This window comes from Dermacoccus sp. CCH2-D9, assembly GCF_001556795.1.
GTDB lineage: Bacteria > Actinomycetota > Actinomycetes > Actinomycetales > Dermatophilaceae > Dermacoccus > Dermacoccus nishinomiyaensis.
Genome location: NZ_LSJT01000103.1, coordinates 1 through 9,838, shown reverse-complemented (window position 1 = coordinate 9,838; position 9,838 = coordinate 1). Strand labels below are relative to the sequence as shown.

Genomic DNA, 9,838 nt, shown 5'->3' with positions numbered 1-9,838 from the left:
CCTACCCGGCCACCGACGCGCTCAACCGACTACACCCTCGTTCGTGAAGAGCCGGCTTGCACTCAGGAGAGAGGCGCGTCGGTGTGGCGCACGAGAAAGCCGGGTGCGTCTTGCATGTTTCACGTGAAACACGCGAGCTGCACCCGGCCTCGTGGCATCGATCGTCAGTTCGTCGGGAACCCGAGGTCGACCTGGCTCTGCGTCGGGTCGGGCCAGCGCGTCGTGACGACCTTGCGGCGCGTGTAGAAGTTGAACGCCTCCGCGCCGTACATGTGGGTGTCGCCGAACAGCGACTTCTTCCAGCCGCCGAAGCTGAACGAGCCGACGGGCACCGGGATCGGCACGTTGACGCCGACCATGCCGACCTCGATGGCGAACTCGAACTCGCGGGCGCTCTTGCCGTCACGCGTGAAGATCGCGACGCCGTTGGCGAACTGGTTCGCGTTGATGAGTTCGACGGCGTCCTCGAACGTCTCGACGCGCACGACCGACAGCACCGGGCCGAAGATCTCCTCGTCATAGACCTTCATGCCGGGCTTGACGTGGTCGACGAGGCTCGTGCCGATGAAGAAGCCGCTCTCGTCGAAGTGCTTCTCGCGGCCATCCACGACGACGCGCGCACCCTCGTGGGTGGCGCCGGCGACGTACGAGGCGACACGGTCGCGCGCCTCGCGCGTGATGAGCGGACCCATCTCGGAGCGCTCGTCGAAGCCGTCACCGATGACGAGCTTGCCCATGCGCTCGGCGATCTTGTCGACGAGCGGGTCGGCGACCTCACCGACGGCGACGAGCACCGACACGGCCATGCAGCGCTCGCCCGCCGAGCCGTACGCGGCGCTGACGGCGGCGTCGGCGGCGGCATCGAGGTCGGCGTCCGGCATGACGACCATGTGGTTCTTCGCGCCGCCGAGGGCCTGCACGCGCTTGCCGTTCTTGGAGGCGCGCTCGTAGATGTACTGCGCGATCGGCGTGGACCCGACGAAGGAGACGGCCTTGATGTCGTCATGGTCGAGGATGCCGTCGACGGCCTCCTTGTCGCCGTTGACGACGTTGAGCACGCCGTCGGGCAGGCCTGCGTCCTTGAACGCCTGCGCGATCCACAGCGCGGCGGAGGGGTCGCGCTCGCTCGGCTTGAGGATGACGGTGTTGCCGCACGCGATCGCCGTCGTCACCATCCACAGCGGCACCATGGCCGGGAAGTTGAACGGCGTGATGCACGCGACGATGCCGACGGGCTGGCGCACCGAGTGGACGTCGACGCCCGAGGAGACCTGCTCGGAGAACTCGCCCTTGAGGTGGTGCATGAGGCCCGCGCAGTACTCGACGTTCTCGAGGCCGCGCACGACCTCGCCCGCGGCGTCCGAGACGACCTTGCCGTGCTCAGCCGTGATGATGCGCGCGAGTTCGTCGCTCTTCGCCGTGACGATCTCGCGCAGCTTGAACATGACGGCGGCGCGCTTCGTCAGGCCGGTCGCGCGCCAGGCCGGCAGGGCGGCACGTGCGGCGTCGACGGCCTGCTCGAGGTCACTGACGCTCGCGAGCGCGACGCGACCGCTCACCTCACCCGTCGCGGGGTTGAACACGTCCTGTTCTCGGCCGGTTCCGGCGACCTCGCCGCCGTTGATCCAGTGGCCGATCTGCTTGATGTCACTCATGGTTCACACCTTCGTCTCGTGGGTCCCGCGATGTGCTCGTGGCTGTCTGCGGGGTTCTGGGTGGTCAGTGGTGCGAGCGCCGCGTCGGGCTCGGTGGTGGTGGCGCGTGGGGCCAGCGATGGTGCCGCGTCGGGCCGGGGCTGGTCGTCCGTGGCCACGCGACTCGCGCGGGCGCGCGGTCAGGCGTCGCGGCGTGCGCCGCCGTGGACGTAGCCCTCGGGCAGGCCTTCGGCGTCAGGGTCGACGGCGGCGATGACGACGGTGCAGTCGAGCTCGCCGCCACCACCGTCGACGGCTTCGGCGAGGCGTTGCGCGGACAGGCCCGTCGCGGGCAGGTGCAGGCCGTGATCGGCCGCGGCAGCGAGGGCGAGACCGATGTCCTTGAGCGCCAGATCCGCGCGGAACGACGCGGCGAACTCGTTGTTGACCGCGGCCGTCTCGACGACGCCGGGCACGGGATACCACGTCTGCAGCGCCCACGAGTTGCCCGAGGAGACGCTCGCGATCTGGTGGAACGTCTTCGCGTCGAGGCCGAGCTTCTTCGCGAGTGTGGCCGCTTCCGAGAGGCCCTGCACGGCGACGAACAGCATCATGTTGTTGACGATCTTCGCGGCCTCACCTGTCGTCGGGCCGCCCGTGGCGAAGAAGTTGCCGCACATGGGCTCGATGAACTGGCGCGCACGTTCGACGTCGGCGTCCGCACCGCCGACCATGAACGTCAGCGAGCCGGCCTCGGCGCCGGAGATTCCGCCGCTGACGGGCGCGTCGACGAAGTGCAGGCCCTTCGCGGCGGCCGCGTCGTGCACGGCCTGGCAGGTCGCGATGTCGACGGTCGAGGAGTCGATGAGCATCTGCTCGGGCGTCGCATGGGCGAGGATGCCGTCGTCGCTCCAGGGTTGGGAGCCGTCGGCCGCCTGAGCAGCTCCGAAGTAGACGGCGCGCACGTGCTCGCCCTTGGGCAGCATCGTGATGACGGCGTCGGCGCCTTCCATGGCCTCCGGCGCGCTGCCGGCCAGCTCGACGCCCGCTTCGGCGGCAGCCGCGCGGCAGGCATCGACGACGTCGTGGCCGCGGACGGTGAAACCTGCCGCGATGAGGTTCTTCGCCATGGGCAGGCCCATGTTTCCGAGGCCGATGAACGCGACGGTGGTCATGATGCTCCCCTGGGGTCGTGGGTGCGCACACGCCATGGGTGGGCGTGAGCGACGATGCTCGATGCCCGCCACTCTATGACCTGCATCACACCGCCAGTGGATCGGGGCCCACCCGGCGCGCTCTCGTCACCCGCGCGCGACGGCGCCCTTCGCCGCGGCCCACGACCCGAAGTGCTGACGCATCGCAGCGCCACTGGGCGCCGTGCGGCCGGCGTCGGATTCGCTCTTCACCCACGCGCCGTAGGCGGTGAAGGAGGTCGACGCGACGTCGGGGCGGCCGTCGTCGGCTGCGGCGGCGAGGAAGGCGGCGACGGCCGCGCGGTAGTCGTCGTCGGAGAACGAGCCGGCGCCGCGCGAGCGTCCGACGTTCGCCGTCAGCCCGAGCGCCTCGGCGGCGCGCGCCCACGACCCGCCGCCGAGGCGCTGACGGATCGTCTGCGACGTCGGCGGCCACACCGCCACACCGACGCGGGCGACGATGCCCCGCTCCTCGAGATACGCGCTGCGCGCCGCGTCATACTGCGCGGCGCTGATCGACGAACCACCGGCCGCGGGTGACCCGCCCGTCACCCGCTCGTGGAGGAGGCGATACGCGGCTTCGGGGCTCTCGTCGTCCATGGGGTCATTGTGGCGCACCCGCCCCGCCATGCCGGCCGTCGTGTCGATACGCCGGACGACGGCCCACGAGGCGTCTGCGTCGACACCAGAGAGAATACGAGGCCGCCGATGGATGAATGCGGCATCGGGCTCCCGTCGTCCGACGTCAAGTACGGCGTCCGGCAACGTATACCGGCGACGTCGTCGTCATCGTCGAGACGGTGCGGCGACTACGCGACTACGCGACCGCGCGGCCGTCGCCATGTCTGCCCGAAAACGCATCCTGCATGACGCGCTTTCGGGCAATGATCAGGCGCCGGGTCGTCGCTGTCCGCGTGGTGATGGCGATGGTAGATCCCCGGACGAATGTGACCGAAAATCGCACAGGGGAACGAGAATCGCCGAAGGGGACGGGATTCGTAGGGGTGAGCAGCGACGGCGGCGACGTGGTGCGGCGAGGACTCGACGGGTCGAAGAGCCCTCCCAGGCCTGGCCGGCCTGGAGGTTCCGCCGCATCCACCCCGTCGGGCGTTGCATGCCGCTGCCGTGCGAATTATCGTGGAAAACATGGCAAAAATTGCATTCCTCACCAGTTCTGAAGGCATCGAAAGCGTCGAGCTGACCGACCCCTGGAAGGCCGTCGCCGACGCGGGCCACACGCCCGTCCTCATCTCGCCCGAGTCGGGCGAGGTGGACCTGTTCGACCACCTCGAGAAGTCGGGCACGCAGAAGGTCGACGTCGAGCTGTCGGACGCCGACATCAACGACTACGCCGCGCTCGTGCTGCCCGGTGGCGTCGCCAACCCCGACAACCTGCGCGCCGTGCCGGAAGCCGTCGACTTCGTCCGCCAGTTCGTCACGGGCGGCAAGCCCCTCGCGGCCATCTGCCACGCTCCGTGGATGCTCATCGAGGCCGACGTCGTGCGCGGCAAGCGCGTCGCGTCGTTCCCGAGCCTCCAGACGGACATCCGCAACGCCGGCGGCGAATGGGTCGACGAAGAGGTCGTCATCGACGCGAACCTCATCACGAGCCGTAACCCCGACGACCTGCCCGCCTTCGACAAGGCGCTCCTCGACGCGGTCGAGAAGGCCTCCGTCTGAGGTTGGCCTCGACAACGTCTCCTCGTGAGGCTTGTCGCCAGTGGGTTCCTGGCTGAGGTTCACCCCTCATGCGACGCCCCGGTTCGTCGGATCTGCTCACGCTGCCGACTGCCGGGGCGTTTGCATGTCCAGCGCTGCCCCAACGGCGAGTTTCGTCCACATCGGCGGTCTTCAGTCACATTCGTCCTCGGCTCGGCGCCCATCAGCCTCCCCACGTTGGACGCCGGCCTCGCCACCCCCGCACGTCAGCGGGCGTCTGAGACGCAGGGACGCGCAGGAGGCGTCAGCCGAAGATCGCAGGGACGGCGTTGAACTCGAGCATCGGAGCGAGCAGGACGTCGCCCTCCGGCTCGCGCAACTGTGCCTTCGTGAACCACCGCAGTTCCTCGATCTCGGCGGCGACGCGCGGCGTCTGCGTCAGCTCTCCGGGGTAGGTGAACACGTGGGACTCGAGCGCGAAACCTGGTTCGTTCGCCGCGTCGGAGCGGAACTCGCCGAGCGGCTCGAGCTCGGCCGCCGAGACCACGAGCCCCAGCTCCTCCTCGACCTCACGCGACGCCGTCTGAGCGAACGTTTCTCCGTCCTCGAGCTTGCCGCCGGGCAGCATGAACCGCTGCGTGCCGCGCTTGCGGACCGTCAGCACGTGACCTTCGGCGTTCCGAAAGACGACCGCAGCGACCCGAATGAGCTCCTCCTCCACCATTCTTCCAACCCTAGATGTTGAGCCCCGTGACGTTCCGGGGCTCGACCGAATTCACCGCCAGCCCACGGACAGCGGCACGGGGGCGGCGCGATCCACCGGCGCTTCGATTCGCATGAACACAGATTCCTATGACCCGCAGCGTCGACGCGAGGCGGCATAGTGAAGACGTGACTCCCGGCAATGCCCCTTTCCTCCCGTCGGTCGCTGATCGTGCGCAGCGACGCGCGTTCGAAGCGTTGCTCGCGCTGCCGCGAGCCGTTCGTCATCGTGCCGCAGGCCAACCGCACATCGTCGACGGTGGGGCGCTCGACCCCGACATCACCGTCGGGTTGAAGGTGCTCGGACGCATCGGAGGCAAAGAGCTCGACGAGCGCTCGGTCGCTGACGCCCGTCACGCTCTCGCAGCCGAATCGTGGCTCTTCGCAGGTGAACTCGCTGACGTTGCGAACGTCGAAGATGTCGTCCTCGACGGCTCGTCGTACGGCGCGGGAGACATCCCCGCCCGCCTGTACCGCCCGCACCCCTCGCCCGTGACGGTGGTGGGCAAGCATGCGCGCGTCGTCGACCCCGATGCGGGAGAAGTCGGCACCTCGGAAGCCGGCGCGGAGGAGGCCGGCGCGGCGGTCGCTGCTCGCACGGACGCCCCGAACGTCGACAACCGCGAGCCTCGCGCAGACCCGCTGCCGCTGCTGGTGTACTTCCACGGCGGCGGGTGGGTGTTGGGATCGCATCACACGCACGACGCCGTCGCTCGGGCGTTGTGCGCGGGCGGCGAGGTGGCGGTGCTCAACGTCGACTACCGCCTCGCTCCTGAACATGTGTTCCCCGCTGCCGTCGACGACGCCGTCGCGGCGTTTCGCTGGGCGCATGCACATGTTGACGCACTCGGCATCGACCCGGATCGCATTGCGGTGGGAGGCGATTCGGCCGGCGGCAACCTCGCAGCCGTCGTCGCGCAGGAATGCGCCCGTGTCGGCGGACCGCAACCTGCGTGGCAGATGCTGTTCGTACCCGTCACCGACCTGACGCTGCCGCGCTCGCGCAGCTACGAACTGTTCAGCGAGGGCTACTTCCTCACGCGCGCCAACATGGATTGGTACGAGGCGAACTACCTCGGAGGCGGAACGCTGCCGGACGACGTCGATGCGATGCGCCGCGACCCGCGCGTCTCACCGCTGTTGGCCGATGATCTGGGGCAGCTCGCGGAGCGCGGGCTGGCACCGGCGTACGTCGCCGTCGCGGGATTCGATCCGTTGCGTGACGAGGGAAACGCCTACGCGCGCAAGCTCTCCGACGCAGGTGTGGCGACGACGTTGCGCGTGCACACCGACGCCGTGCACCCGTTCATCAACATCCTCGCGACGGACCTCGGGCGACGCTGCATGGCCGAAGCCATCGGCGCTCTCCGCATGGCCCTCCACGTGCGCTGACGCCCCGCCGCTCGCCCGTTGGCCCGCTCGCACCTCGGCGATCTGGTCGTGGCCGTGGCCGGAGCCCCACCCCCGCTCCTTACCCATCCGCGATTCCTGTCCCCATCGGCGATTTTCGTCCACATTCGCGGATCCCGTCCCCATCGGCGATCTACGGTCACATTCATGGCGCCGCTGCTTCCGGACCGACGACGGGCGGGCGAGGTCTCGGCCTCAGCCGTCGCTCGTCGCATCACCGACGCGGAGACGACGGCGTCACCACCGTCCGTGCCCCTGGAGCCGGCTGACTGGGATGCACCGTAGGCAGAGGTGGGCGGGGGCCGTGCGCCCGCCTGAGTGAGGTCGAGCGAATGTGGACAAGAGTCGCAGTTGAGGCAGGGTCGCCAGCCACAGGCGGCTGACCAGCTGACGTCAGGCTCTTGCCCCCTCCAGCCACATCACGGGGGGAAGCTCAGTTCGTGGCATCCCACGCTGTCAGCGACTGCCCGTGGGGCCCCGTCAGAGCGCGGGGTTGCCCGTCGACGGCGAGCACGAAACGTCCCCGCAGATCACGTGGTTCCCAGGCAGCAGCCACCGCATCGCGCATGCCTGGCATGACGCTGGGAGCCTCGTTGCTGATCCACGTGAAACCACCGGGCCGATGCGTCAACTCGTGCAGGCGACGTTCGAATCGTGTGCGGGTGTCATCGTCGACGTAGGCAAGCACGGCCGAGTGGAACAGCACGAGGTGCAGCTCGTCCGGCACCTGCGCGACGAGGCGCTCGAGATCGTCGACGACATCGCCACGGACGATGTGCGCGGCGTCCTCGGGATGCGACGTCACGTGCCGCCTGACGGTGTCGATCGCCGCAGCGAGCCGCGATGCGCGTTCGTCCTGGCCGGGCCACACGAGCGCTCGCAACCAACGGGCGTTGTCGAGAGCCTCGGGGTCATCGGACAACACATCGAGTGGGTTGAGATCGAGGCCGCCACGCCATGCGATCGTCGGCGCACACGGCGTTGCGTTCGTCATCTCGTCGAGTGCGCCGGCGACCACGCACGTCAGCAGCGGCCGGTCGACCCCGTCAACCCCGAACGGACCCGACGCCTCTCGCGGCTCGAACACCTCGTCATCGCATGAGGATTCGCGCCCCCGGGAAGCCATCGCCCCACCAGCGGGTGCGTCCTTGCACTCGCCGCCTGGGTCGACACCCTCGTCGTCAGCGCCACCGGCGGCGGGGTCTTCGCCAGCCTCGGACTCGGCGACGTACTGATAGGCATAGAGGTCGGGGTAGAGCGCCAACCCGGCCGAGCACCCGACCTCGACGAGCGCGATCCGGCCGTCGCCCGCTGCACGCGCCGCATCAGCGATGAACGGCAGCAGCGTCGCGCATCGCCCGACCTCGTTCGTCTGGGTGGCCCGCGAGAGCGCCACTGCGCGCACCTCGTCCCAGTGCTCGCGCAGCCAGTTGACGAACGACGACGCATCGTCGGACGGCGCGTCGAGGTAGCGCGCAGCGCCCAGGACGAGGTTGGGCTGACGCTTGGGCGCAGGCAGCGTCGCGATGAGCGAGAGGACGGCGTCGTCATCCGCGATGCGCAGGCAGATCGCCTCGTAGATCGGCGAATTTCCGCGAGCTTCGTTCGTGGCGAACCTGCGGTAGGCCGTGGCGGTGTCGGCTTCGAGCCCGGTCATGGTCATGGTGGCCTCCTTGGTGCCTCGACGTCAGCCTCCGCCCGTCGACGGCGGCTCACAAGACGTCGAGCCGCAGAAGAAACCCAGAAATTCACGCGCGGCGGGAGCCCGCGCCGTCCGTACCGCTCGGTTGGGCACAGCGCCACGCCGCACCCCGATGGCATGAAATCGCGCGTCGTGTGGTTGAGTGGAACACGAGCACGCAGCCGACGAGATCTCTCCGGCCCCGCTCGATGATCCCCGCCCCGCGTCCGTGACGCCCGGCCCGGATCCCCACCTCGCCACGACGCGAAGCCGCGAACCATCGCGCCGCCGACCGGCCACTTGACTCGAAGGATCCCGCATGACCATCACCAACCCGTTCACCCTCGCCACGCTGACGACGACGCCCGACGCGTCACCCGCCGACGTCGCCGAAACCCCCGTCACCCCCTACGCGACGCTGTGTGCGGATACGAGCCGCCCAGCCGCGTTCGCGATGACGTTCGTCGAACCCGCAGCATGATCGAACGCGGTCTGACAAAGGGTTGAGCGGCTGCTCAGCGCACGCGCAGGGGTGCAGGCCTACGCTGGGGGCGTCCCGACCATGTGCTGGAGCTCACCGATGACCGATTCGCACCATGCCTCGTCCCATCCTGTCGGCTCAGGAGGCGCGTGAGCGGATCGCGGCCGTCGAGCAGTTCATGGTCGCGTACCGCTCGGCCATCGACGAGATCGGGACGAAGCTGCGCGTGCTGCAACGCGAGTTCACGCACACCGGCAGCTACAGACCGATCGAGAGCGTCAGCACGCGCCTGAAGTCGATGGAGTCGCTGCTGCGCAAGGCCCGCAAACGCGACTGCCGCCACCTCGACGACGTCCGGGCGCGCGTCACGGACATCGCCGGCATCCGCGTCATCTGTTCGTTCACGCATGACGTCTACCGTGTCCGCGACCTGTTGCTCGCGCAGGACGACGTCACGCTGCTCGAGCAGAAGGACTACGTCGCGCACCCGAAGCCGAACGGGTATCGCAGCCTGCATCTCATCGTCGAGGTGCCGGCCTTCTTGTCGACGGGCCCGCAGCCCGTGCCCGTCGAGGTGCAGTTGCGCACCATCGCCATGGATTTCTGGGCGAGCCTCGAGCACAAGATCTACTACAAGTACGACGGCGACGTGCCCGCGCACCTGCTCTCGGAGCTGACGACGGCGGCGCACACGGCCAGCCGTCTCGACGCCGACATGGAGAGGCTGCACCACGAGTTCAGTGCGCTGCGCACGGCGAACTCCGCTGATGACGATCACGTGCTGCCCGAGATGCTGCAGCTCATCAGCTACTTCGACAGTTCGTCGGAGCGTCACTGAGGCGAGGCTCAACCCTCGTCCGACTCGCGCGTGTAGGCCGCGGCGCGGGTGATGTCGTCCTCCTCGAGGCCTGCTCCGACAGCGCCGCCCAGCGTCGCGAGTGACGCCGTCATCCAGGCGCTCTCGACGATCTTGCCGTTCGACCACGACTGATCCGACAACTGCTGGAACGAACGCCCG

At 68.9% G+C, this 9,838-nt stretch carries 9 protein-coding genes; 4 read left to right on the top strand and 5 right to left on the bottom strand.

What is annotated here, in order from left to right; genetic code table 11:
* Positions 1-164: 164 nt before the first annotated feature.
* The 3 genes from AX669_RS09345 to AX669_RS09335 all read right to left on the bottom strand — a co-directional run bounded on the left by AX669_RS09345 (position 165) and on the right by AX669_RS09335 (position 3,427).
* Complete coding sequence (locus AX669_RS09345; protein ID WP_231729539.1) at positions 165-1,655, bottom strand: CoA-acylating methylmalonate-semialdehyde dehydrogenase; 1,491 nt, start codon at positions 1,653-1,655, stop codon at positions 165-167.
* 179 nt (positions 1,656-1,834) lie between these two features.
* Positions 1,835-2,809 (bottom strand): NAD(P)-dependent oxidoreductase, encoded by a 975-nt coding sequence (locus AX669_RS09340; protein ID WP_062258040.1) that lies wholly within the window; start codon positions 2,807-2,809, stop codon positions 1,835-1,837.
* Between the two features lie 126 nt (positions 2,810-2,935).
* The gene (locus AX669_RS09335) at positions 2,936-3,427 is read right to left on the bottom strand and encodes a hypothetical protein (RefSeq protein WP_062258039.1); all 492 of its coding nucleotides are present in this window, start codon (positions 3,425-3,427) and stop codon (positions 2,936-2,938) included.
* 546 nt (positions 3,428-3,973) lie between these two features.
* Between AX669_RS09335 and AX669_RS09330 the strand changes: the two genes are divergently transcribed.
* Positions 3,974-4,507 (top strand): type 1 glutamine amidotransferase domain-containing protein, encoded by a 534-nt coding sequence (locus AX669_RS09330; protein WP_062258037.1) that lies wholly within the window; start codon positions 3,974-3,976, stop codon positions 4,505-4,507.
* Positions 4,508-4,790: 283 nt separating this feature from the next.
* Here AX669_RS09330 and AX669_RS09325 read toward each other — a convergent pair whose 3' ends face one another.
* The gene (locus tag AX669_RS09325) at positions 4,791-5,210 is read right to left on the bottom strand and encodes an NUDIX domain-containing protein (protein WP_062258036.1); all 420 of its coding nucleotides are present in this window, start codon (positions 5,208-5,210) and stop codon (positions 4,791-4,793) included.
* Positions 5,211-5,377: 167 nt separating this feature from the next.
* Between AX669_RS09325 and AX669_RS09320 the strand changes: the two genes are divergently transcribed.
* The gene (locus AX669_RS09320; RefSeq protein WP_231729536.1) at positions 5,378-6,640 is read left to right on the top strand and encodes an alpha/beta hydrolase; all 1,263 of its coding nucleotides are present in this window, start codon (positions 5,378-5,380) and stop codon (positions 6,638-6,640) included.
* Positions 6,641-7,091: 451 nt separating this feature from the next.
* On the opposite strand, the gene AX669_RS09315 is transcribed toward AX669_RS09320, so the two are convergent.
* Positions 7,092-8,321, bottom strand: coding sequence for a DUF2332 domain-containing protein (locus tag AX669_RS09315; protein WP_062258034.1), 1,230 nt, complete (start codon positions 8,319-8,321; stop codon positions 7,092-7,094).
* Positions 8,322-8,658: 337 nt separating this feature from the next.
* Here AX669_RS09315 and AX669_RS13410 point away from each other — a divergent pair, with 337 nt between their 5' ends.
* Entirely contained in the window at positions 8,659-8,820 is a 162-nt protein-coding gene (locus AX669_RS13410) for a hypothetical protein (RefSeq protein ID WP_156444974.1), read from the top strand.
* Positions 8,821-8,935: 115 nt separating this feature from the next.
* Entirely contained in the window at positions 8,936-9,658 is a 723-nt protein-coding gene (locus tag AX669_RS14065) for a GTP pyrophosphokinase family protein (RefSeq protein ID WP_062258033.1), read from the top strand.
* The last annotated feature ends 180 nt before the right edge of the window (positions 9,659-9,838 follow it).

What these genes read in the sequence shown, in the direction of transcription:
- AX669_RS09345 (WP_231729539.1), bottom strand. Translation starts at nt 1,655, where the DNA reads ATGAGTGACATCAAGCAGATCGGCCACTGGATCAACGGCGGCGAGGTC.
- AX669_RS09340 (WP_062258040.1), bottom strand. Translation starts at nt 2,809, where the DNA reads ATGACCACCGTCGCGTTCATCGGCCTCGGAAACATGGGCCTGCCCATG.
- AX669_RS09335 (WP_062258039.1), bottom strand. Translation starts at nt 3,427, where the DNA reads ATGGACGACGAGAGCCCCGAAGCCGCGTATCGCCTCCTCCACGAGCGG.
- AX669_RS09330 (WP_062258037.1), top strand. Translation starts at nt 3,974, where the DNA reads ATGGCAAAAATTGCATTCCTCACCAGTTCTGAAGGCATCGAAAGCGTC.
- AX669_RS09325 (WP_062258036.1), bottom strand. Translation starts at nt 5,210, where the DNA reads ATGGTGGAGGAGGAGCTCATTCGGGTCGCTGCGGTCGTCTTTCGGAAC.
- AX669_RS09315 (WP_062258034.1), bottom strand. Translation starts at nt 8,321, where the DNA reads ATGACCATGACCGGGCTCGAAGCCGACACCGCCACGGCCTACCGCAGG.
- AX669_RS13410 (WP_156444974.1), top strand. Translation starts at nt 8,659, where the DNA reads ATGACCATCACCAACCCGTTCACCCTCGCCACGCTGACGACGACGCCC.
- AX669_RS14065 (WP_062258033.1), top strand. Translation starts at nt 8,936, where the DNA reads ATGCCTCGTCCCATCCTGTCGGCTCAGGAGGCGCGTGAGCGGATCGCG.